Raw genomic sequence first — 24634 nt, forward strand, 5'->3', positions numbered from 1 at the left:
TTTAATAACTAGGGAGAAGGAGCAGAGAAATGAGTACTTTTCATGGATTAGAAATGGCAAAACGCGCCCTGTTTACCCAACAGTCTGCGCTTTATACTACAGGACATAATATTTCCAACGCAAATACAGAAGGTTATTCACGTCAACGAGTGAATTTTGAGACGACTACTCCTTTCCCAAGTGCGTCACGTAATCGTCCGCAAATTCCTGGGCAAATGGGAACAGGTGTTGAAGCCGGATCTGTTGAGCGAGTTCGAGATCGATTTTTAGACCTTCAATTCCGATCTGAGAACAGTAAAGCTGGATATTGGGAAGCAATGTCGAATTCGATAAGTCGTATGGAAAATGTCATGAATGAACCATCTGAGAATGGGTTAGCAAATACAATGGACAAGTTTTGGCAATCCTTACAAGATCTCTCAGTCAATCCAGATAATGCTAGTGATGGTGCCCGATCTGTTGTGGTACAACGAGGTATCGCAGTGTCAGAGACTTTCAATTATTTATCTGATTCGTTAACGTCCATTCAGTCCGATTTGAGAAATGAAGTAGACGTAACGATTGAGGACGCCAATTCATTGTTGCGGCAAATCGATGGAATTAATAATCAAATTCAAGAACTTGAACCACATGGTTATTTAGCAAATGATTTATATGATGAACGGGATCGACTAATCGACGAACTGTCTAGTATTGTTAATATTAAAGTCGAATATGACAAAAGCGGAGATAGTGCTCCAGATATAGCGGATGGTTTGGTTAGCATTCAATTGGTTGATGACAAAGGTCAACCGTTCGAAGATCCAATTGTTTTACTAAATGGTAAACCAGGCGAATCTGAAGTTAACCAGTTTAGTTTAGATGAGAATGACACTATTAATAATATAAAGATTGGTGACAGAGACTTTGAGTTATCTTCTGCAAACGGAAAGTTAAGTGCATTAATCAATTCTCATGGATATACTGAAAATGGTGAAGTGAAACCATCCAGTGGAACTAACTTTACAAGTATGCTAGAAGATTTAAATGAAATGGCTAAAGTTTTTGCAGATGAATTCAACCGAGTTCATAATGAAGGTAAAGGATTAGTTGATCCTGAAGGTGATAGTAATGATTTCTTTACCTATGATGAAAATAATGTTCTAGGAACCATTGCAGTCACAGATGCTATTATTGAAAATCCAGATTTAATAGCGGCAAGTGCAACAGGTTCTGAGGGAAATGGTGAAAATGCAACGAAATTAGCGGAAGTGTTCACAAAAATATTGGACACTGCAGGCGAAAATTCTTTTGATAAGAACACATCTGTAAAAAATTTCTATGAATCTCTTGTTGGAAGTTTAGGAGTAACAGCCCAGGAAGCAAACCGAATGTCTAAGAATACAGATGTTCTTCGTTCACAAGTTCAAGATCAACGAGCAGCAGTAAGTTCTGTATCGTTAGATGAAGAAATGTCCAACATGATTAAGTTTCAGCATGCATATAATGCTGCTGCTAGAAGCATGACAACAATGGATGAAATGCTAGATCGTATTATTAATAATATGGGATTAGTTGGAAGGTAGGTATGAAATATGCGAGTAACGCAAAGTATGCTTTCTAATAATATGTTAAAAAATCTTTCCAATAGTTATTCCAACTTAGGAAAATATATGGATCAATTAAGCACAGGAAAAAAGATCAACAAGCCTTCTGATGATCCAGTGATTGCTATGAAGGGGATGAATTATCGGAGTCAGTTAATCGAAGTGGAACAATTTCTTCGTAATACAAATGAAGTCCATAATTGGATGGATAATTCCGATGCTGCACTAGATAAAGCAACTCAAGCTGTGCAAAAGTTGCGTGAATTAGCTGTACAAGCTAGTAGTGATACGTATGGTCCCGAAGAACGAAAAAACATCATGGAAGAAGCGGAACAACTGAAAGAACATTTAATAGAAATTGCCAACACGAAAGTAAATGGAAAATATATTTTCAATGGTTCTGCCACGAACCAGGCACCAATAAACGGCGATGCTAATGACGTAGAATTTAATACAGAGATCGTTAATATTGAAGTTGCTAACGGTACAAAGCTACAAGCAAATATAAACCCAGAAAAAGTATTTGGTAATACAGATGATAATATCTTCCAGGATATTGATGGCTTTATAAATGCATTAGAAAATAACGATCAGGAAGCTATTGAACAAAGTATTGAAACATTAGATAGTAACATTAATAACATTATCAATGCGCGTGCTGATTTAGGGGCACGTATGAATCGATTAGAATTAGTCGAAAATCGTTTAGCTGAACAAGAAGTTATCGCGACTAAGATGATGTCAGAGAATGAAGATGTAGACTATGAAGAAGCAATCACAAACCTCATCACACAAGAAAGTGTGCATCGTGCTGCTTTATCAGCTGGATCAAGAATTATTCAACCAACATTATTAGATTTTCTAAGATAATTATAGACCCTGGCCCAACTTAAGGGTTAGGGTTTATTAATATGGTTCTTTTCGCATGGTTTGTTGCAAAATTGATGTGAACTGTGCAGAAACATATCAAAAATTGCTCTGATTACAAATTGTGAATTAATATAACGCTCGCAACACCGCTTCGGAAATACACTTCGCTTTCCGCGGGCGGCTGGTGAGCCTCCTCGTGCTACGCACTGTGGGGTCTCACCGATGCCTTTCCTCCCGCAGGACAAAAGTTTTCGGTGGGGCGAGTAATCGTAGTCCCAAGGAACGCTACGTTAGCGACACATCGCACGCATAAAAAGTGGTTTTCTTTTTCAAGGAGTCTCCGTGTATTTCCTTTGCTAGGATCGGTCCTGTATTCATTGATTGGAGCGTAGGGCAGTCGACTCCTGCGGGAACAGCACGTGTCTGAAGACCCCGCAGCGGTGGTTTTCCGCGAGGAGGCTGAAGCCGTGCCCGCGGAAAGCGACTGCCCGAAGCGGAAATCACGTTGCTGTGCTGTTAATGCATAGTTTATGTAAACTACTCATCAAGATGCATACTTAGAAAAGCATAAATCGTTTAGAAAACAGCTGTTATTATTCACAATCATGACGAAAGGAAGGAAGCAGTATGCGGTTACCACAGATCCGTATGGAGTCACAAATGGCGAAGATACAAATTCATCAACAACCAGGTAAACAAGAAATTTCGCAGCCTAAAGCTGACTTATCGATACAACAACCACATGCCGAGATAACGATGAAGAAAACCCCTTCCAAGCTGACTATAGATCAAACACAAGCATGGGAAGATATGGATTTGATGCATATTTTCAGACGAAATGAAAAGTTTGCACAAGATGGTTATAGTGGACATATAGAGGGTATGGGTCGTCGAGCTGAGCAAGGTAGAGAGTTGATGGAAATTGAGAATGGAGGAAATCCAATTGTAAGTCAAGCGGTTGCAAACGGACACAAAGCAATGAAATCGCTAGGTATTAAATTTGTGCCTTCAACTTTTGCTGTGAAAGTAAATTATGAACCTTCTGATGTAGAAATTAATGTAGAGACGAATAAGCCGATTATTGAAGCGAAAGCTAATACACCTGAACTTCAGTATGAGCCTGGAACTGTTTCCACAAGTATGGAACAATATCAAAACCTAGAAATAGATTTTATTAACCTTTTTCCAGAAAAGAATTAAAGCTAGTATGTAGGAGTGATTGTTGATGAAAATAGAAACGAAGTATTTAGGTGAAATGGATATTATAGAGAGTAATGTAATTGAGTTTCCGTCAGGGCTACCTGGTTTTATTGACGAAAATCAATTTGTCTTACTGGACTTACCTGGTAATCCAATTTTTCAGGTATTACAATCTGTGACATCAAAAAATGTGGCATTTATTGTAACTAATCCATATCACTTTTATCAAGATTATACATTTGAATTGGACTCGAATCTCTTGGAAAGCCTTGACATACAGGAAGAAAAAGATGTTGTTGTTCTTACGATAGTTACATTAAAAGAACCCTTCCAATCAAGCACAATTAACTTAAAAGCACCAGTTATTATTAATCTTACAAAGAACTATGGTAAACAGTACATACTAAACTTGGAAGATTATCCATCCAAAGCTTCCATTGCCCCATCCAACCCTTCCACCCGGAAAGGAGAATAATGATGCTTGTCCTAACGCGTAAAAAAAATGAATCTATCCAACTAGGTGAAGATATAGAAATTAAGGTTTTGGCTATTGAAGGAGATCAAATAAAATTAGGAATTGATGCTCCAAAGGCTATTGATATCTACCGAAAGGAAATTTATGTGGATATTAAAGATCAGAACAATGAAGCGATGAATATTTCTACTGATTTACTACACCTACTTAGTCAGGATAAAGAATAAGGATAATAATGCATTTCTCTAAACATTGGTTAAGTTTCATCCGATATAAAAAGAAAATACTAAGGAGTTGCTTGGGCAATGCGATTAGATTCCGGATCTATGATATCACAACCCTTGCCAAACAGTGATTACAACAAGAACTCAACTGTGAATCAAATGCCTGTAGTGCAAGATGGAAATAAGAAAGATTTTGTATTACAACAAGAAAAAGTTGTTAACACCAAAGAGGTTGATACCGTAGTAAAACAAATGAATGAATTTTTGGACCCTCTTCGTACAAATTTGAAATTTGAATTTCATGAGGAATTAAATGAATACTATGTAACCGTAGTAAATCCACTAACTGATGAGGTTATTAAAGAGATACCTCCAAAGAAAATGTTGGATATGTATGCGAAAATGGCAGAATTTATGGGATTATTAATAGACGAAAAGATTTAGAAGGAGTGTATTTACATGGTTATGCGTGTTGGTGGTCTTGCCTCGGGAATGGACATCGAACAAATGGTTAATCAACTAATGTCAGCAGAGCGAATTCCACTACAAAAAATGGAACAGGACCGTACGCTGTTAGAATGGAAGCGTGATGGCTTCCGTGAAGTCTATCAAAAGCTTTTTGATTTTGATGAAATGATGCTAGGTATGAAGTTAAGTGAAACATATAATTCGAAACAAGTTAGTTCTTCGAATGAAGACGCAGTAACTGCGGTAGCAGATCCCGGAACATCAAATGGGTCATATAATATTGAGGTAACACAGTTAGCTAGTTCTGCTATTAACTCTAGTCAAAGTGGTATTATAGATCCTGAATATGCTACTGAATTTGACCCTAATAAATCATTGGAAGATCAAAAGCACATGTTTAAAAACGGAGTGGATTTTGGTTCTTTTGAATTTGTTACATTTGATGAAAATGGAAAAGAAGTAACTCATTCGTTTGATGTTAAAGCAGAAGATTCCCTTAATGATGTGTTAAAACGGATAACAAATGACGACAATAATGTTCGAGCATTTTTTGACAATACTTCGCAAAAGGTTATTATGGAGACCACGAGAACAGGTAACTATAATAATACCGACAAATATTTAGGTGCAGAGATCGGTTTTAATGGTCAAACAAATTCAGCATTCTTGACAAACACTTTGCAAATCAAAAATGGTGAACAAGTTGATGGTGCGTGGAAGCGACTTGAAAAAGGTGGACAGGATGCGAAATTCACTTATAACGGTGCTATGGAACTAGAATCTAAGAACAACTCTTATAAATTAAATGGTGTAACATTTAATTTTAAAAGTGAAGGTACTGCTAACCTTACCGTTAATAATGATGTAGATACTTCTTTCGATTCGATTATGAAATTCGTCGATCAATATAATGAAATTGTTGAAATGATTAATGGATCACAGCAAGAAGAAAAATATCGTGATTATAAACCTCTAACTCAAGAGCAAAAGGATGATATGTCCGATAAAGAAATTGAGTTATGGGAAGAACGTGCCAAAAGTGGTATTCTCCGTGGAGAATCTAGTCTGTCAAGTGGACTCTTTTCCATGCGCCAAAGCTGGTATTCCAAAGTCGACACAGGTGGAGAGTTCACTTCGTTAACACAGGTTGGTATTAAAACATCGTCCAATTATATGGATGGGGGAAAATTGATCGTTAATGAAAAAGAGTTGAAAGATGCGTTACGAGATGATCCTGCAGCGGTTCAAAAACTATTCTCTAATAGTGCTGAAGGTGATAGCAGAGGGCTGGTCAACCGTCTGGAGGATGCAGTTGAAACAACAATGCGCCAGCTTGAGGACAAGGCAGGAAGACCTACAAGCACACTCGATAACTACACACTTGGAAAACGAATGAAAGATTTAAATACACGTATCTCTGACTTTGAGCAACGCATGGTTCGAGTAGAAAATAGATATTGGAGTCAGTTTACAGCTATGGAAAAAGCAATATCACAAATGAACAATCAATCAGCACAATTAATGTCACAGTTTGGTGGAATGTAATTCACCGAAAACAATGACAAAGGAGTATTAAAATGGCACTAAATAAAGGGTATCAAGCATATCAAAATAATTCAGTGAATACGGCTTCTAGTGGCGAGTTGACACTAATGCTATACAATGGCTGTATAAAATTTATTAAACAAGCAATGAAAGATTTGCATGAGAATAATTTTGAAGCGAAAAATACGAATATCCAAAAAGCGCAAAATATAATTCAAGAATTAATGTTAACATTGGACCAAGATGTAGAAATTTCAAAACAGTTACTTCCTTTGTACGAGTACATGCACTATCAACTAAAAGAAGCGAATGTAAAAAATGATGCTTCTATATTAGAAGAGGTATTAGGTTTTGTTACCGAGTTTAGAGATACTTGGAAGCAAGTCATCATAAAAACCCGTCAACAAAAATTTGCCCAAGGTGCACATGTGTAATGAATCGACTAGAATCTGTTCATCATATTACATTACAACTTGAGGACATACTTGACCAGGATGTATCTGCTAAGAATCGGCAATCCATTATAGAAAAAATAACTTCTTTATTGGAAAAGCGAGGGAGTTATATGGATGAAGTTTCACCACCTTTTACATCGGAAGAAAAAGTTCTGGGTGAAAAGCTTGTCCAATTAAATAAAAGTATTGAGGCCAAAATGCAAAAGCTGTTTAGTGAGTTAAAGGTTGAAATGAAGCAAGCCAAAAAACAAAAGAAATCAAACCGAACTTATGTTAATCCATATGACAAAGTGCAAACAATGGACGGAATGTTTATGGATCATAAGAAATAATGAAAAGTTTCTGTTACGGTAACGGGTTTGGTTTTTGGAGTTAAAAATTTAATAACCATCATAAAAAGGAGTGCAGTTCAATTAGCACTCCTTTTCGCATTTAAAAATAACCGGCAGTAATTATTTTTAAAATCTTAAATAAGGATGTATCTTTGTTCAATTAGCGGTACAGTGAGTTTAAACCACTTGACATAATTGTGTAAGAATTAATTTTATATAAAAAATAATTTTTGGGGAAAAATGGTACAGTGATTATTTTTTATGGAGGGATTAAGTTGAATAGTGATCAAAACAGATTGACATCTTCAGAGATTACAAATTTTTTGGCACAGTATAATCAGTCAACAATGTCTATTTGTGTCAATAAATATGTATTAGCAACGGTTAAGGACAGTAGCAATTACATATTATGGTACTGCACTAATAACGAGTTTAAGAGCTGATTTAATTGGACAATGTGAGACAGCTATCATGAGGGCATTGAAAGGTTCATCAAAATGGAGGGCAATTGTAATTGAAAATGGATGGCTTGAAAAAATACCATACGCAAACGAGTGAAAGGAATACTTATAAAATAAATTGTTTTACTCTTTTACAGATAAACTGAAAATGTGGTTTATATAATTTGTAAAGTTTTGCACTTGAGGTAACAATAATAAATGGGGATACAGTTTCAATTGAATTGTATCTCCATTTATTATTTTGTTACGCAAAACGGAGCCTGTTATGTTAATGGATTATTTTTACGTTCTACTAAGATTTGAACCTTTTGTGAAGCTATTAGCTGTAAACCCTTTTAAATAAGGTGTTTCAAGGAAACTACTATATTAATCCAAAAAAAGATTCGTAGTTTAGGCAGGATTTTTAATGGGTAACATAGAATTATATATATATAAAGATATAAAGGAGGACACTTTTATGAAATTCAACATTCGTGGTGAAAATATTGAGGTGACTGGAGCTATACGTGATTATGTAGAAAAAAAGATTAGTAAGCTCGAAAGATATTTTGATACTGCACCAACATCTGATGTACATGTAAATTTAAGTGTCTATAATGATGAACAACGGATAGAAGTTACGATCCCGATGACAGAATTATTATTACGTGGAGAAGTACAGCACAAAGATCTTTATGCCGCAATTGACTTAGTAGTAGATAAACTTGAAAGACAAATTCGAAAATATAAAACAAAAGTAAATCGGAAATTCCGTCAAAATGGAGCACCAAAGCATGTTTTTGCAGATCTTGAGAAAGAAATTGCAAACAATGAGATGGAATCTGATGAATTGGAAATAGTTCGTACAAAACGATTTAATTTAAAACCGATGGATTCTGAAGAAGCGATATTACAAATGGATATGCTAGGACATACATTCTATGTTTATAAAGATGCCGTTTCAGGAGATACTAATGTTGTTTACCGTAGAAAAGATGGAAGATACGGATTGATTGAGCCACACGGTTAATAAGAGAATAGGACGATCCCACATAACGGGATCGTCTTTTTTCTAGGTTGTTTATAGAAGATTGTTACTTATTCCAAGTAATTTAAAATGGTGGGTCGCTTCAGAAAAAGTGCCATTCGGTCGCTCATAGCATGGATAAAAGCCTGAATGGAGAAAAGGTTAATAAATGGTTCACGCTACAGTTACTACGCATTTTATTTCAACTTAGCAACAAACGAATCGAAAAGAGCATTTATCATAACAGATACCTAATAGCATCATGCTGCAATTGTTGTCATATACGATTAAGTAGTGTTATTATAAATTATGAATAAAGTAGGAATTTAAACAGTTATAATAGAATATTTGATAAGTTTTTCTATTAATGAGGAGCGTTCATGAATGGCAGGATTATTGAAAAAAATCTTTGGGGATTTAAATCAAAAAGACTTAAAACGTATTCAAAAAGTAGTGGATCAAATAGAAGCATTAGAGCCTGAAATTGAAAAACTAACGGATGATCAACTAAAGCAGAAAACGGAAGAATTTAAGGATCGCTATAACAATGGGGAAAGCCTAGACGACATGCTGGTAGAAGCATATGCTGTTGTACGTGAGGCTTCCAAACGTGTGTTACAAATGCGACCATTTTCAGTCCAATTAGTTGGAGCTGTTGCATTACACGAAGGAAATATTGCTGAAATGAAAACAGGGGAAGGTAAAACATTAGCTTCTACCATGCCGGCATACCTAAATGCGATTTCTGGACAGGGTGTCCATATAATTACAGTAAATGAATACTTAGCTGACCGCGATGCAAAAGAAATGGGAGAACTATATCAGTTCCTTGGTTTAACGGTTGGACTAAACGGTAATGGCTTAACGAAAGAAGAAAAAAGAGAAGCGTATTATTGCGATATTACGTATGGAACAAATAATGAATTTGGTTTCGATTATTTACGAGACAATATGGTGCTTTACAAAGAGCAAATGGTACAGCGCCCATTAAACTTTGCCATAATTGATGAGGTAGACTCCATCTTAATTGATGAAGCGAGAACACCATTAATTATTTCCGGCTCAGCACAAAAATCAGCATCTTTATATCAACAAGCTAATTCATTTGTGATTACTTTAAAGCATGAAGAAGATTACACCTATGATGAAAAAACAAAGGGTGTTCAACTTACTGAAGAAGGAATCAATAAAGCAGAACGTTATTTTAACATTGAAAATTTATTTGATTTAACGCATGTTTCCTTAACGCACCATATAAATCAAGCATTAAAAGCACATGTGTCTATGCACCGTGATACCGATTATGTTGTGCAAGAGGATGAAGTAGTAATTGTTGATCAGTTTACGGGACGCTTGATGAAAGGTCGTCGTTATAGTGATGGTCTTCACCAAGCTATCGAGGCAAAAGAAGGGTTGAAAATTCAAAATGAAAGTATGACATTAGCGTCCATTACTTTCCAGAACTTTTTCCGTATGTACAATAAGTTATCTGGGATGACAGGTACAGCAAAAACGGAGGAAGAAGAATTTAGAAATATCTATAATATGGACGTTATTGCCATTCCAACGAATCAGCCAATTGTTCGTGATGATAAAGCGGATATGATTTATAAGTCAATGGAGGGTAAGTTTCGAGCGGCTGTAAATTATATTAAGGAACGTCATGATGCAGGACAACCAGTATTAGTTGGTACAGTTGCCGTTGAAACGTCTGAAATTATTTCGCAGCTCTTGAAAAAAGCTGGCGTAAAGCATAATGTACTAAATGCTAAAAACCATTATCGTGAAGCCGAAATTATAGAAAATGCTGGCCAAAAAGGTGCAGTAACGATTGCAACAAATATGGCTGGACGTGGGACTGACATTAAGCTTGGCGAAGGTGTTAAAGAGCTAGGTGGTTTAGCTGTCATAGGTACAGAGCGTCATGAGTCAAGACGTATCGATAACCAGTTACGTGGTCGTTCGGGACGTCAGGGAGATCCTGGATTGTCGCAATTCTATTTATCGATGGAAGATGAGTTAATGCGTCGATTTGGCTCTGATAATTTACGTAATATGATGGAACGGCTTGGCATGGATGATTCACAGCCAATAGAAAGCAAGATGGTTTCGCGTGCTGTTGAATCAGCTCAAAAACGGGTGGAGGGTAACAACTTTGATGCACGTAAAACAGTACTTTCTTATGATGATGTGTTGCGTGAACAACGTGAAATTATTTATAAACAGCGTTTTGAAGTAATTGATTCGGATGGAAATGAATTACGAGAAATTATTGAGAATATGATTGATTCATCCTTACAACGTGTAATTGATACACATACACAGAATGAAGATGAGGAAAAATGGGATATTCAAGCAATTTTGGAATATATTTACGGTAACTTATTAAATCAAGATGATATCTCAGAAGCAGATCTAAAAGGAAAAGAACCAGAAGAGATAATCGAACTAGTTATGGAAAAGGTACGCGCACGTTATGATGAAAAAGAGAGTGAACTTTCTGAAGAACAGATGCGTGAGTTCGAAAAAGTTATCTTACTACGTACTGTTGATACAAAATGGATGGATCATATTGACCAAATGGATCAATTACGTCAAGGAATCCACCTTCGTGCATATGGACAGAATGACCCATTACGTGAGTATCAAATTGAAGGTTTCTCGATGTTTGAAGAAATGGTTTCAAACATTGAGGATGAAGTTGCAAAATACGTGATGAAAGCTCAGATACGCGATAATTTACAACGTCAGTCTGTGGTGAAAAATACACAAGCTGTTTCTGGTGATCAAGAAGATAAGAAAAAGTCGAAGAAGCCTTTTGTGAAGAAACAAGATGTCGGCCGTAATGATCCTTGTCCTTGTGGTAGCGGAAAGAAATTTAAAAACTGTCACGGAAAATAAGACTATATTACTAATTAAACCTATTTTAATGCGAGGACACTCCCAATTATTTGGGGGTGTTTTCATTGGCAGATAGGAAAATATAAACTTATTCATTATAAAATTATTGAGGTGAATGTCATGGAACTTGTAGAAATTAGAAATGAATTGGATAAAATGAATACGCGTGTAGCGGAATTTAGGGGGTCTCTTTGACTTAGATACTAAAAATGCACGAATACAGGAATTAGAATTAGAAATGACCGATCCAGGATTTTGGGATGATCAAAGCAACGCTCAAAAAGTAATTGATGAAGCGAACGTTTTGAAAAGCTATGTGAACAAATTCGAGGAAATTGCAGCCCGTTTAGATGATTTAGAAGTTTCCTATGAATTAGTAAAAGAGGAAAATGACGAGGAGTTATTTGTAGAACTCAATGAAGAATCAATAGCTCTACGTAAGGACATAAATGATTTTGAATTACAGTTATTATTAAGTGAACCGTATGATGCGAATAATGCCATTTTGGAATTACATCCAGGTGCTGGTGGAACGGAATCTCAAGATTGGGCAAGTATGCTCCTTCGCATGTATCAACGTTGGGCTGAAAACAAAGGCTTCTCCGTAGAGACGTTAGATTATTTACCAGGTGAAGAAGCTGGAGTGAAAAGTGTTACGTTGCTCATAAAGGGACATAATGCCTATGGTTATTTAAAAGCCGAAAAGGGTGTACACCGTTTAGTGCGAATATCTCCTTTCGATTCTTCTGGACGGAGACATACATCATTTGCATCCTGTGAGATAATGCCAGAGTTATCAGATGATGTGGATATTGACGTGAAAACGGAAGACATAAAAGTAGATACGTATCGTGCCAGTGGTGCTGGTGGTCAACATGTTAATACAACAGATTCTGCAGTTCGTATTACCCATCTACCTACGAATTCGGTTGTTACCTGTCAAAATGAGCGATCACAGATTAAAAACAGAGAAGCAGCAATGAAGATGTTAAAAGCGAAATTATATCAATTAGAAATTGAAAAGCAGCAACAAGAATTAGCTGATATTCGTGGGGAACAAAAAGAAATTGGTTGGGGTAGTCAAATTCGTTCTTATGTATTTCACCCATACTCTATGGTTAAGGATCACCGAACAAATGTTGAGGTAGGGAATACACAAGGAGTTATGGATGGAGATTTAGATCCATTTATTGATGCATATTTACGATCAAAAATGTAATATTTCTATCAAGTTAAAGCAGACGTTAACCATTAGTATAACAACGTTTACACAGTATTCATAGTAGAAAATCAAAGTCATGAAATTGCCACAAATTGCTAAAGCATTGGTACAACAATACTTATAGCCATTTTGGGTTTTTATCCAGCATTGGATATGGTTTTATTATATTTTATATTGGTTATAATAAATATGTAGAATATAATTCCAATCTTTGTTAGGGGGATTTAAACATGAAAAAATGGTTATTTGCAATGCTTATCGTAACTGCACTCGTTCTCGGTGCATGTGGCGGTGGGGATGATGATGCAACAGATAATGGAGACAATGGTGAAACAACAGAAACAGCTGCTGGACAAGAGATTTATGAAAATAATTGTGCTGCATGTCATGGTGCAGACCTCTCCGGTGGAGTTGGGAAAGATTTAAGAGAGATTGGCTCCAAATATTCATCTGATGAGATTGTTGATATTATCCATAACGGAATTGGAACCATGCAACCTCAAAATGTTAATAATGAAGATGCAGAAGTTCTAGCAAACTGGTTAGCAGAAAAGAAATAAATTTTATCCTAAAAAAGTTTGATCTTATGGTCAAACTTTTTTTATTTGTTCAATTTCACTTTAAGTGAACTGTAAAAATGAACATTTCTTCCCAAATTATTACGGAATTTTACAAAAATAGACCAAAATTCCCCTTTGAAATATAAATGTAATAATTTTGGGTCTAAAAAAATTGTTGAAAGATGATATAATATAATAGAAATACAATTATATTGGCCTATTTACATATAATATGCCAACTGCATAGTAAAAACAGACTAAATTAAAAAGGTGAGTTTACATGATATTAATGAAGGATGTATATAAAACGTATCCTAACGGGGTAACTGCGTTAAACGGTATATCTGTAGATATAGATCAAGGTGAATTTGTATATATAGTAGGTCCAAGTGGTGCAGGAAAATCGACATTTATTAAATTAATGTATCGCGAAGTAAAGCCTTCACGTGGACAACTTGTTATAAACAGTAGTGATTTAAGTGATTTAAAAGAAAAAAGCATACCACATTTCCGTCGAAATATCGGCGTGATTTTCCAGGACTTTAAACTTCTTTCAAAACTATCAGTATATGAGAACGTAGCTTTTGCTTTAGAAGTAATCGAAGAATCTCCACGAAACATCCGTAAACGAGTCATGGATGTACTTGAACTAGTTGGCCTAAAAAACAAAGCCCGATTTTTACCAGATGAGTTGTCTGGTGGTGAACAACAACGTGTTTCGATTGCTCGTGCTATCGTAAATCATCCGAAGATTGTCATAGCGGACGAGCCTACTGGTAACCTAGACCCAGATACGTCGTGGGAAATAATGCGTGTATTTGAGGAAATCAATGCCAGGGGTACAACAATTTTAATGGCTACCCATTCAAAAGAAATTGTTAACACAATAAAAAAACGCGTTATTGCAATTGAAGATGGATTAATTGTAAGAGACCAACATCGGGGTGATTACGGCTATGAAAGCTAGAACAGTAAAAAGACATCTTCGTGAAAGCATAAAAAATCTTTTCCGGAATGGTTGGATGACAGTCGCTTCTGCTGGTGCAGTAACTGTAACGTTAGTTTTAGTAGGCGCATTTTTAGCGTTAATGCTAAATCTAAACCAAATGGCATCAAAAATTGAAGATGACGTTGTGATCAAAGCATTAATTGATACAACTGCTGATGATGATCAAATTAAAGAATTACGTGATGAAATTAGTGCTATTTCAGAAGTAGAAACGGTCTTATTCTCATCAAAAGATGAAGAATTACAAAATTTAATTGAGGGCATGGGAGAAGCTAGTGATACTTGGCAACTATTTGATCAAGAAAATCCATTAAATCATGCTTACATCATTAAAGCAAAAGACCCACAAAACACAGAAGCTATAGCAGAAAAAATAAAAAACTTGAATTATGTTGAGCAGGTAAACTTTGGTCAAGAGGTTGTTCAAAATCTCTTTAAATTTAATAATTATGCTAGAACAATAGGGTTAGCCTTAATCATTGGTTTGGTCTTAACAGCTATATTCCTTATTTCCAACACGATTAAACTTACAATTATGGCACGTAGTAAAGAAATTGGCATCATGAAGCTAGTTGGAGCTACCAATGGATTTATTAGATGGCCGTTTTTTATCGAAGGTATGTTACTAGGTATATTAGGATCTATTATCCCTATTGTTGGTATTTTAGTAGGATATAAATTCTTAGAATCTAGTATTAGCGAAATTAGTGCCATAGGTTTTGTTGATTTATTACCATATAACCCATTTGCTTGGCAGCTTTCCTTTATTATCTTAGGGATAGGAGCCCTAATTGGTATTTGGGGAAGTGTGATGAGTGTCCGGAAGTTCTTAAAAGTTTAATGTTTTTTGGAAGACTTGTTTTTCTTGAAAGGGGAATTGAGGGATGAAGAGATTTGTACCATTAACATTTATTTTGGTTTTGGTGTTAACTGCACCTAATATTAGTTGGAATGTAGTCTCTGCACAATCAGTCGATGAATTGGAAGAAGAAATTAAAGAGTTGGAAAAAGAAGAGTTAGAATTGAAAGAAAAACAAAGTGATTTGGATAGTGAGAAAAGTGAAACGGAACATAAGATTGAAGAGAATCTAGAAAAACAGGATACGGTGAAAAGTGATATTGCATCCATTGACAAGCAACTGGATGCAACACAGGCATCTATTCAAGCAAAAGAAAATGAGATTCAAAGTACAAACCAAGAGATCGATGAATTAACGAATAAAATTGAAGAATTAAAAGTTCAAATGGAAGAGTTAAAAGAGGAAATAAAAAAATTACAAGAAAAAATTGAAAAGCGTGAGGAACTCCTTAGGGATCGTTTACGCTCCATCCAACAAAGTGGTGGAACAATGAGATACCTTGAAGTATTATTAGGTTCTAGTAGTTTTGCAGATTTTATTAGTAGAACGGCTGCAGTAAATATTATGATGGACCAAGATAAAGCTATTATGGAATCATTGAAAGAAGATCGAATAATGGTTGAAAACAAGAAAACGGAAGTTGAAGATAGTAAAGCGGAAGTTGAGGATAAGAAGGGTGAAGTAGAAGGTAAGAAACTTGCTCTCGAATCTCAAAAGCAAGATTTAGTTGCACTGCAAAGTCAATTGGATCAGCAAATAGCTGAAAAAGAGACATTGATGGCCCAATTGGAAGAGGAGCATGAGCATTTAGAGGAATATAAATTTACTCTTGCAGATGAGCAGGCAATGCTACAAGCACAAAATCAAGCTGTACAAAAAGCTAGGGAAATAGCTGAAAAAGAAAAAAGTGAATTGTCACAGCTATCACAAAGCAATCCAGGTAGTGGTGACTTCATTTGGCCAGCTGCAGGTAGCCGTTCCTCGAATTTTGGGAATAGAGTAGATCCGATCACATATGAAAGAAGCTTTCATCTAGGAATTGATATTTCTGGTCCATCTGGAACACCAATTTATGCTGCAGCATCAGGAGTTGCTATGCCTGGAGATAAAAGCGGTACATATGGTAACCATGTACTTATCGCAAGTCATATCAATGGTGTGGATTATACGACACTTTATGCACATATGAGTAGTTATACTATAACTGCTGGACAAGTTGTTCAACAGGGTGATCTTATTGGGTATATGGGAAGTACTGGTAGATCAACTGGGCCACATTTGCACTTCGAAATTCATAAAGGCGGTTGGATTGGTTTTTATCCACCAAATTCAAATGTAGTGAACCCACTTGATTATTTACCATAAGTAAGCTTGTAAGAAAAAAGACGTCACACATGTGATGTCTTTTTCACATTATGATTGAAAAAATTTTGAGATTCAAAACAATTTATACGATGATTTTGCAATAAAAATTACAGTAATATAGGTTAAATCCATAGTCATCTCGTTTATATAGTGGTATGCTTTTGTATAATACATAGAATGTAACTAAACATAATTTTTGGGGTGAAGATATGAAATTGAAACTACCGCATATTATACTTATTTTGGTTGCTGCATTGGTTTTAGGTTTTGCTGGAGCATATATCGGAGTGCAAGTTGCCAGTTCAGACGACCCAGAATCTGTTCAAGATGATACTGATGTAGAGGAAAAGGAAAGTGAATTAAATCCTCCTGAGCAAATGTCAAAAGTAGTTCAAGCATTTAATATTATAAAACAGAATTACTTAGAAGATATCGAGGATCAGCAACTTATTGAAGGTGCGATTCAGGGAATGTTAACAACATTAGAAGATCCTTATAGTACATATATGGATATTGAAATGATGAAACAATTTGATGAGCAGATTGAGTCTTCCTTTGAAGGTATAGGGGCAGAAGTAAGCATGGTTAATGGGACTGTCACAATTGTTGCTCCAATTAAAGATTCTCCTGCAGAACGATCTGGATTAAGGCCAAATGATCAAGTATTAGAAGTAGATGGTGAATCACTAGGAGGCTTTGATCTTAATGAAGCAGTTTCCAAAATTCGTGGTAAAAAAGGGACAGAAGTAGTATTAACAATAGCTCGTTCAGGAGCTTCTGAACCGTTTGACGTAACAATTGTTCGCGATACTATTCCAGTAGAAACTGTTTATTCGGAAATGAAAACTGTTTCTGGTAAGAAAACAGGAATTATTGAAATCACGAATTTCTCCGAGAAAACTTCTACTGAATTTGGAGAGCAATTGCAGGCTCTAGAAGAGGAAGGAATGGAAGGGCTTATCATTGACGTTCGAGGTAACCCAGGTGGTTTGTTAAATTCTGTTGAAGAAATACTAAGTAACTTCATTCCAAAAGAGACTCCATACGTACAGATAGAAGATGGTGAGGGGAATAGAACGCCATACCATTCAAAACTAGAAAGTAAAAAGGAATACCCGATAAGTGTTCTAGTGAATGAAGGAAGTGCGTCAGCATCGGAAATTCTTGCAGTAGCCATGAAAGAGATAGGGTATGATGTTGTTGGTACAAATTCTTTTGGTAAAGGTACGGTACAGCAGGCAGTTCCATTAGGGGATGGTAGCACAATTAAGTTAACATTTTTTAAATGGCTATCACCCGAAGGAACATGGATACATGAAAACGGTGTAGAACCTACAATAAAAGTTGAACAACCTAAATATTTCTATTCTAACCCGGTTCAAATAGAAGAACCTTTAGTGTATGACCAGTCAGATCCAAAAATCGAAAGTGTTCAATTGATGTTAGATGGTTTAGGTTATGAACCTGGTCGTACGGATGGATACTATAGTAGTGAAACAGAAAATGCTGTAACTAATTTTCAGGAGAGTAATGACTTACCTGTTACTGGTGAGGTAGATCAAGAAACAGCAAGTCTGCTTGAGTTACAAATTGTTGAACGAATCCGAAATGGCGAGGACGACGTTCAATTAGATAAAGCATTAGAAGCTTTATATTAATGGTGAAAAATCCGTGAGAGTGCTCGCGGATTTTTCTAGTCTAATAAAGTTTTAACGTTTTTAGGCAGGAAAAGATTCGATAAACAGCGAATATATAAAGATATAGAAACAGCTGAGATATAAATGCAGCGCTGTGGAAGGTGATCTAGTTGTTAGAAGCATGGTTAATGGAATTGTTAAAAGCATTGGGCAGATTATTTTTGAACCCTTTATTATATTGGTCTATATTCCTAGTTTTGCTTGTAGGCTATAGACGAGTGAAACGAGACAGGATAAAATTCGGATCGAAGGTTTTTGATGTGTTCTCCGAATGGAAAGGTACTTGGGGCTTATCCATCTTGATAGGCATATTTATCTCCCTTGTTACAATAGGTATTGGATTTGTATTTGCATACGAAACTATAATCTTACTAAGTGTGGTTGCTATCTTACTCAGTCTATCCTTACGATTTAGTTTGTTATCGGCTAGTTACACATTCGGTATCGGTTATATTTTACTATTACTCTTGCCGATATTTTTGGAGAACCAATCGTATTTTTCGCAAGACTTATTCTCAAATACAAATTTTACAGCTTTAACGATTCTACTTGGATTTTTTCTGTTGGTTGAGGCACAATTGTTGCGTAAAACAGAGCGAAATGAGACATTTCCAAATTTAGTTTTAGGGCAAAGAGGAGGATGGATCGGTCAACATTTTATTAAGAAATTAGCAATTATACCATTCTTTACGCTAATACCAGCCGGTACTATTACATCATTTGCTCCTTATTGGCCATATTTTTCTATCGGAGAAGAAACCTATAGCTTAATATTGGTTCCTTTTATTATTGGATTTGAACAAAGTGTAAAGGGATCACTACCGCATCGAGCTGCGGTGAAAATAGCTAAATCGGTCTTTTTATTAGCAATTATCGTGATAGCAATGGCAATTGGTAGTATTTTCGTTTCTTGGTTATCAATAGCAACTGTTATCGTAGCTATTTTAGGAAGAGAATTTATTAATTATCGACATCGAGTACAAGATAACGAAAAGCGCCCTTATTTCCATCAATCCGATAGTGGATTACAAGTGTTATCCGTTATCCCTGGGTCTCCAGCAGCTCGCTTGGAGATTCTGGTTGGAGAAACTATTACGAAAGTTAATGGTCAAAAAATAAAAACAGAGCAGCAGTTTTATGAGGCTTTACAAGAAACTGGCGCATTTTTTAAATTAGAACTACTTGATGATATAGGAGAAATTAGATTTGTTCAAAGTGCGATATATGAAGGTGATCACCACGAATTAGGGCTTATCTTTACATCAAGACCACATCGTGAAGGTAAGTAGAAAAAAGTATGCATCATGACTAAAAACCGCTGGCGAAGCTCAGCGGTTTTTTTTCATCGGCCACAAGAGCGCGAACATCGGCCACAAGAGCGCGAACATCGGCCACAAGAGCGCGAACATCGGCCACAAGAGCGCGAACATCGGCCACAAGAGCGCGAACATCGGCCACAAGAGCGCGAACATCGGCCACAAGAGCGCGAACATCGGCCACAAGAGCAAGAACAAAAAAATCTCCAACTCAAATTCATGAATTGCAGATTTTTTTTGTTCTAATTTGTAAATAATTTACTCACTTATAATACAAACTAACCTTGTATTATAGTTTGAAAGGAAACATGAAAATGAAAAGTTATCTACTAGGTGTCTGGAATACGATAGATCCCATTTATTACACTTGTACACGTCTTCGCTATATTCCTGAAGATGAGCATCATAATACGATTTTTCGGGTACGACTTACACGATATAAAGGTTCTTCCGTTGTTCTACAGGATGGTACGGTCATTCATAAAAATGATGTTCTGATTAAAATTCATTTACACAACGTAAAGATAATAAATGATATTCAGTCCATTAAAAGTGAAATGAAGCGAGCTGTATTTATTTACCATATGGTGAAACGTTCGCTACCAAGATTAGCCCATTATGTTAAAAATCACCCTAAAAATGAAGACATTAAAGGGATAATAGGAATAACAACTTTACACAAAGGGGTTAATCACTTAGGTTTTGAAGTATTCTCCATTCGAAATAGTTATTATCGTTCCTATAAAAAGCTGACATTCTTACCTATTAATTTATTGGCAAGTACATCGCAACAAGGTGAACCAGTATATTTGTTTATGTCCAAAACTGATTTGGTAACAAGATACGCAGCCCCAAATTAAGCACTTTTGGATTGGATTGCGACATCATGAAATGTGATTTCTGGACGGCTGCCGACTCGTATATTAATACCGGTTTGTCCAAGTCCCTCACTAATATAAAAAGGTGAGTTATTATGCATATGCAATCCTTTAACAATATTTTTTCGAGCAAGTTTCCCCATTTTCACAAGGTGGTAAGCCTTTGGATAGCATATTTGTCCACCATGAAAATGACCTGCAAGTAAATAATCAAAATGATATTCATTCATTTCTAGAACAACATTAGGGTCATGTGTTAATACGATATTCATGCCTGATTCCACATGTTGATAAGATAATGGCAGATTACTACGATTCGTACTGTAATCATCTATTCCAATTATGTTGATGTTTTGACCATCAAACTCAATAGTTTCACTCGCATTTTGTAATACATGGCAATCATACTCGGTTAGTAGCGTTGTAAGTCTATTTAGATCATCATGTTTTAACACATAATCATGATTACCGAGAACAGCGTAAATCCCATAAGGTGGTTTTAATTGTTGAAGTACTTCCAAATAGGGAACTAATTTTGGGATTGTTCGCTTACGATCTAGGAAGTCTCCGGTTAACGCGATCAGATCAGGTTTTTCATTTTTTATTTTTCGGGCTAATTCGGCTGGTGTGATTGAGATGTTTTCTAAATGCAAGTCAGATAGTTGTAGAATGGAAAAAGATGGGCTAGATGAAGCTGGTTGTGATGCTATTTTAATTTTATTTATTCGTATATCTTTTGTATTTCGGTTTGCTTTATATATGAGATAACTTAATAGGATAAAAAGTAATGTGTATAGTAAATATGCTGTCATATTTAACTCCTCCCCAACAAGGATTATAACATGCTAACTATTTGTTATCATTGGAAATTCTAGGGAGGAAATTCGCATAGCAATATGGAGTTGAACATCATGGGACAACAGACAAAGAGTGAAGCATTATTTTTACCATTTATGCAAATACCAACTGGTCATCATCATGTTGCTGATGCGCTTATGGAAGATTTGAATAATTATACACAATCGATTCGATGTAACAAAGTAGATATCCTATCCTATAGCTATGGGAGAATAGAATCACTTGTATCCGGCACCTATTTACGGTGGATTCAAACCCTTCCTAGTGCGTATCATTGGCTGTATGATCAGATGGCATATAAAAAAGCGGATAAACGAAATCGTCAGCTTATCTATGAAATTTTATTTATGTACTTCTTTAAGCGATTAGTGAAGGAAAATGAGCCTAGGATTCTTTTTTGCACCCATGCTCTTCCTTCCAATATTGCTAGTGTATTAAAACAAAAAGAAAAGCTAAATGGCATTGTAGTAAATGTTTATACGGACTACTTTGTAAACCGTGTTTGGGGGATTGAAGCGATTGACTATCATTTCGTTCCTTCGATCGATGTGAAAAATTTCTTATTAAACTTAGGTGTACATGAGAAAAAAATTTTTGTAACTGGAATCCCGGTCCATCCTGTTTTCCATAATACTTCCCCTCCAAAAAGTAGAACGAAATCTAGAAAGTTACATGTATTAGTAACAGGTGGTAGTTTAGGGGTAGGGAGCATGGAGAAATTACTTCAAAACAGCTCCCCTCATATACATTACTATGTTTTATGTGGGAAAAATGATCTCCTTTATAAGCAGCTGCAATCACAGCAAAGAGAAGATATAACAGCAATTTCTTATGTAACGAATAAAGAGGAGATCAATCATTATTATGACCAGGTTGATGCAGTGCTGACTAAACCTGGAGGAGTAACTGTTAGTGAATGCCTCATGAAAAGGAAGCCGATTTTTATTTGCAATGCTTTGCCTGGACAAGAAAAAATTAATACGCTTCAGCTTGAACATTTAGGTGTCGTTATACCGATACAAAATGAACCAGTCGACAAGCAAATTGAAGATTTCTTTTCCGATGAAAGCAAAAAAGAGGAGTATAACAAAAACATCGAATTATATCATCGTAATTTGGAGAAAAAATCTATGGAAGAGATATTAGACGAGATATGTAACTTTATGTAAAACAACTATACAAAAGGTGTAGTTGTTTTTTTAAGGATTACAAAAACTTGTTGATTTTCTATCTTCTTCTAAGGGTAGAATGGGTAATATTAATGTACCAGAACAAAATAATCGAATATTCGTTCGCATATATGTTAAAATGTTTTTAGTTATATGATAAACTAGTTGGTAGATATAGGAACGGAGGAAGTCATGTGGAAAATAAGTTTGAACTAGTGGCAAATTATGAGCCGCGTGGAGATCAACCGAAAGCGATTAAAGAGCTTGTTGAAAAAGTATTAGCAGGTCAACGACATCAGACATTGTTGGGAGCAACAGGAACAGGGAAGACGTTTACCGTATCAAATGTAGTAAAAGAAATTAATCGACCGACATTAGTGATTGCCCATAACAAAACGTTGGCCGGGCAATTATACAGTGAATTTAAGGAGTTCTTTCCGAATAACGCCGTTGAATACTTCGTAAGCTACTATGATTATTACCAACCAGAAGCATATGTTCCTTCTACAGATACGTTTATTGAGAAGGATGCTAGTATTAACGATGAAATTGATAAATTACGACACTCGGCTACTTCCGCACTTTTTGAACGGAATGATGTGTTAATAGTAGCAAGTGTTTCGTGTATATATGGATTGGGTTCACCAGAAGAATATCGAAGTCAGGTTCTTTCCCTTCGGATGGGAATGGAAAAAGATCGGGACCAGTTATTAAGGGAGCTTGTAGATATTCAATATGCTCGCAACGATATAAATTTCCAACGTGGAACGTTTCGTGTGCGTGGAGATTCGGTAGAAATTATACCTGCATCACGGGAAGAACATTGTATTAGGGTTGAGTTTTTTGGTGATGAAATTGATCGTATTCGCGAAGTTGATGCCTTAACAGGTGAAATTGTTGGTGACCGTGAACATATTGCCATATTTCCTGCATCCCACTTCGTTACGCGTGAGGAAAAACTGAAGCTTGCTATTGGGAATATCGAAAAGGAATTGGAAGAACGCTTAAAGGAACTTCGTGATGATAATAAATTATTGGAAGCGCAGCGGTTAGAGCAACGTACGAATTATGATATCGAGATGATGAATGAAATGGGATTCTGTTCCGGAATTGAGAATTACTCTCGGCATTTAACCTTACGTGAACAAGGAGCAACCCCTTATACACTTTTAGACTTCTTTCCAGATGATTACTTAGTTGTGGTCGACGAATCACATGTAACATTACCACAGGTAAGAGGAATGTATAATGGGGACCAAGCTCGAAAACAAGTTTTAGTTGATCATGGGTTTCGCTTACCGTCAGCACTTGATAACAGACCACTAAAATTTGGTGAATTTGAACAGAAAGCAAAGCAATTAATATATGTATCTGCGACCCCTGGTCCATATGAAATAGAACACTCTCCGGAGATGACTGAGCAAATTATTCGACCGACTGGATTACTTGATCCTGTTGTTGATGTACGTCCAATTGAAGGACAAATTGATGACTTGATCGGAGAAATCAATAAACGAACGGATCGCAATGAACGTGTACTTGTTACAACATTAACTAAAAAGATGTCAGAGGATTTGACTGACTATCTCAAAGAGCTAGGTATTAAAGTTGCTTATTTACACTCAGAAATAAAGACATTAGAACGTATTGAAGTCATACGTGACTTGCGAGTCGGTAAATACGATGTACTTATAGGAATTAACCTATTACGTGAAGGTCTAGACATTCCTGAAGTTTCTTTAGTTACTATCCTTGATGCAGATAAAGAAGGATTCTTACGTTCAGAACGTTCGCTTATCCAGACGATGGGACGGGCAGCACGTAATGAGAATGGGGAAGTAATTATGTATGCAGATAAAATTACCCGTTCCATGGAAGTGGCAATTGATGAAACGAACAGACGTCGTGAAAAACAGATGGCTTATAATAAAGAGCATAATATTACACCGAAAACGATTAAAAAAGATGTTCGTGATGTCATTCGTGCCACTGTTGCAGCAGAGGATCCAGAAGAATATGATTCAAAGACAAAGAGTCTAGCAAAATTAACCAAAGCAGAAAAAGAAAAAGTCATCGAAGATATGGAAAAAGAAATGCGGGAAGCTGCCAAGGCGCTTGATTTTGAAAAAGCAGCTGAGCTCCGTGATATTATACTTGAATTAAAAGTGGAAGGATGA

At 36.0% G+C, this 24634-nt stretch carries 22 protein-coding genes; 21 read left to right on the forward strand and 1 reads right to left on the reverse strand.

The window, feature by feature from the left end:
- The first annotated feature begins 29 nt into the window (after nt 1-29).
- From flgK to ACFSTA_RS15085, 19 genes are all read left to right on the forward strand, one after another.
- Nucleotides 30-1565, forward strand: coding sequence for a flagellar hook-associated protein FlgK (gene flgK / locus ACFSTA_RS14995; protein WP_377557595.1), 1536 nt, complete (start codon nt 30-32; stop codon nt 1563-1565).
- 9 nt (nt 1566-1574) lie between these two features.
- Nucleotides 1575-2456, forward strand: coding sequence for a flagellar hook-associated protein FlgL (gene flgL / locus ACFSTA_RS15000; protein ID WP_377557596.1), 882 nt, complete (start codon nt 1575-1577; stop codon nt 2454-2456).
- 627 nt (nt 2457-3083) lie between these two features.
- Nucleotides 3084-3656 carry a DUF6470 family protein gene (locus ACFSTA_RS15005; protein WP_377557597.1) on the forward strand — a complete coding sequence of 191 codons (573 nt, stop codon included), beginning with the start codon at nt 3084-3086 and terminating at the stop codon, nt 3654-3656.
- A 25-nt stretch (nt 3657-3681) separates the two neighbouring features.
- The gene (gene fliW, locus ACFSTA_RS15010; RefSeq protein WP_377557598.1) at nt 3682-4131 is read left to right on the forward strand and encodes a flagellar assembly protein FliW; all 450 of its coding nucleotides are present in this window, start codon (nt 3682-3684) and stop codon (nt 4129-4131) included.
- Nucleotides 4132-4133: 2 nt separating this feature from the next.
- Nucleotides 4134-4358, forward strand: a complete 225-nt coding sequence (csrA, locus tag ACFSTA_RS15015) for a carbon storage regulator CsrA (protein WP_377557599.1) — start codon at nt 4134-4136, stop codon at nt 4356-4358.
- Between the two features lie 78 nt (nt 4359-4436).
- The gene (gene flaG / locus ACFSTA_RS15020) at nt 4437-4799 is read left to right on the forward strand and encodes a flagellar protein FlaG (RefSeq protein ID WP_377557600.1); all 363 of its coding nucleotides are present in this window, start codon (nt 4437-4439) and stop codon (nt 4797-4799) included.
- A gap of 15 nt (nt 4800-4814) precedes the next feature.
- A complete protein-coding gene (locus tag ACFSTA_RS15025) occupies nt 4815-6368 on the forward strand; it encodes a flagellar hook-associated protein 2 (RefSeq protein ID WP_377557602.1) in 1554 nt (517 codons plus the stop codon).
- Between the two features lie 32 nt (nt 6369-6400).
- A complete protein-coding gene (gene fliS, locus ACFSTA_RS15030; RefSeq protein ID WP_377557603.1) occupies nt 6401-6802 on the forward strand; it encodes a flagellar export chaperone FliS in 402 nt (133 codons plus the stop codon).
- A complete protein-coding gene (locus tag ACFSTA_RS15035) occupies nt 6802-7155 on the forward strand; it encodes a flagellar protein FliT (RefSeq protein WP_377557604.1) in 354 nt (117 codons plus the stop codon). Before fliS ends, ACFSTA_RS15035 begins: the two co-directional genes overlap by 1 nt.
- A 918-nt stretch (nt 7156-8073) precedes the next feature.
- Entirely contained in the window at nt 8074-8625 is a 552-nt protein-coding gene (gene hpf, locus ACFSTA_RS15040; protein ID WP_377557605.1) for a ribosome hibernation-promoting factor, HPF/YfiA family, read from the forward strand.
- 381 nt (nt 8626-9006) lie between these two features.
- A complete protein-coding gene (gene secA / locus ACFSTA_RS15045) occupies nt 9007-11523 on the forward strand; it encodes a preprotein translocase subunit SecA (RefSeq protein WP_377557606.1) in 2517 nt (838 codons plus the stop codon).
- Nucleotides 11524-11643: 120 nt separating this feature from the next.
- Nucleotides 11644-12742 (forward strand): peptide chain release factor 2 gene (gene prfB, locus ACFSTA_RS15050; protein ID WP_377557607.1). Its coding sequence is split into 2 segments (ribosomal slippage): nt 11644-11715 and nt 11717-12742, totalling 1098 coding nucleotides; the frame shifts between segments, so codons are not numbered across the junction.
- A gap of 233 nt (nt 12743-12975) precedes the next feature.
- On the forward strand, nt 12976-13305 hold the full coding sequence (gene cccB / locus ACFSTA_RS15055; RefSeq protein WP_377557608.1) for a cytochrome c551: 330 nt from the start codon (nt 12976-12978) through the stop codon (nt 13303-13305).
- A gap of 280 nt (nt 13306-13585) precedes the next feature.
- Entirely contained in the window at nt 13586-14272 is a 687-nt protein-coding gene (gene ftsE, locus ACFSTA_RS15060; RefSeq protein WP_377557610.1) for a cell division ATP-binding protein FtsE, read from the forward strand.
- A complete protein-coding gene (gene ftsX / locus ACFSTA_RS15065; RefSeq protein WP_377557611.1) occupies nt 14262-15155 on the forward strand; it encodes a permease-like cell division protein FtsX in 894 nt (297 codons plus the stop codon). Before ftsE ends, ftsX begins: the two co-directional genes overlap by 11 nt.
- A gap of 43 nt (nt 15156-15198) precedes the next feature.
- Nucleotides 15199-16539: a murein hydrolase activator EnvC family protein gene (locus tag ACFSTA_RS15070; RefSeq protein WP_377557613.1), complete on the forward strand. Its 1341-nt coding sequence runs from the start codon at nt 15199-15201 to the stop codon at nt 16537-16539.
- Nucleotides 16540-16748: 209 nt separating this feature from the next.
- Nucleotides 16749-18197 carry a S41 family peptidase gene (locus ACFSTA_RS15075; RefSeq protein WP_377557614.1) on the forward strand — a complete coding sequence of 483 codons (1449 nt, stop codon included), beginning with the start codon at nt 16749-16751 and terminating at the stop codon, nt 18195-18197.
- 149 nt (nt 18198-18346) lie between these two features.
- Nucleotides 18347-19525 (forward strand): PDZ domain-containing protein, encoded by a 1179-nt coding sequence (locus tag ACFSTA_RS15080; RefSeq protein WP_377557616.1) that lies wholly within the window; start codon nt 18347-18349, stop codon nt 19523-19525.
- 341 nt (nt 19526-19866) lie between these two features.
- Nucleotides 19867-20412, forward strand: a complete 546-nt coding sequence (locus ACFSTA_RS15085; protein WP_377557617.1) for a YkoP family protein — start codon at nt 19867-19869, stop codon at nt 20410-20412.
- On the opposite strand, the gene ACFSTA_RS15090 is transcribed toward ACFSTA_RS15085, so the two are convergent.
- Entirely contained in the window at nt 20409-21242 is an 834-nt protein-coding gene (locus ACFSTA_RS15090) for a metallophosphoesterase (RefSeq protein ID WP_377557618.1), read from the reverse strand. The genes ACFSTA_RS15085 and ACFSTA_RS15090 overlap by 4 nt on opposite strands.
- A 99-nt stretch (nt 21243-21341) precedes the next feature.
- Here ACFSTA_RS15090 and ACFSTA_RS15095 point away from each other — a divergent pair, with 99 nt between their 5' ends.
- On the forward strand, nt 21342-22457 hold the full coding sequence (locus ACFSTA_RS15095) for an MGDG synthase family glycosyltransferase (RefSeq protein ID WP_377557619.1): 1116 nt from the start codon (nt 21342-21344) through the stop codon (nt 22455-22457).
- 194 nt (nt 22458-22651) lie between these two features.
- Nucleotides 22652-24634, forward strand: a complete 1983-nt coding sequence (gene uvrB, locus ACFSTA_RS15100) for an excinuclease ABC subunit UvrB (RefSeq protein ID WP_377557620.1) — start codon at nt 22652-22654, stop codon at nt 24632-24634.

Origin of the sequence: Ornithinibacillus salinisoli, from assembly GCF_042684965.1 — a bacterium.
GTDB classification, from domain to species: domain Bacteria; phylum Bacillota; class Bacilli; order Bacillales; family Amphibacillaceae; genus Ornithinibacillus; species Ornithinibacillus salinisoli.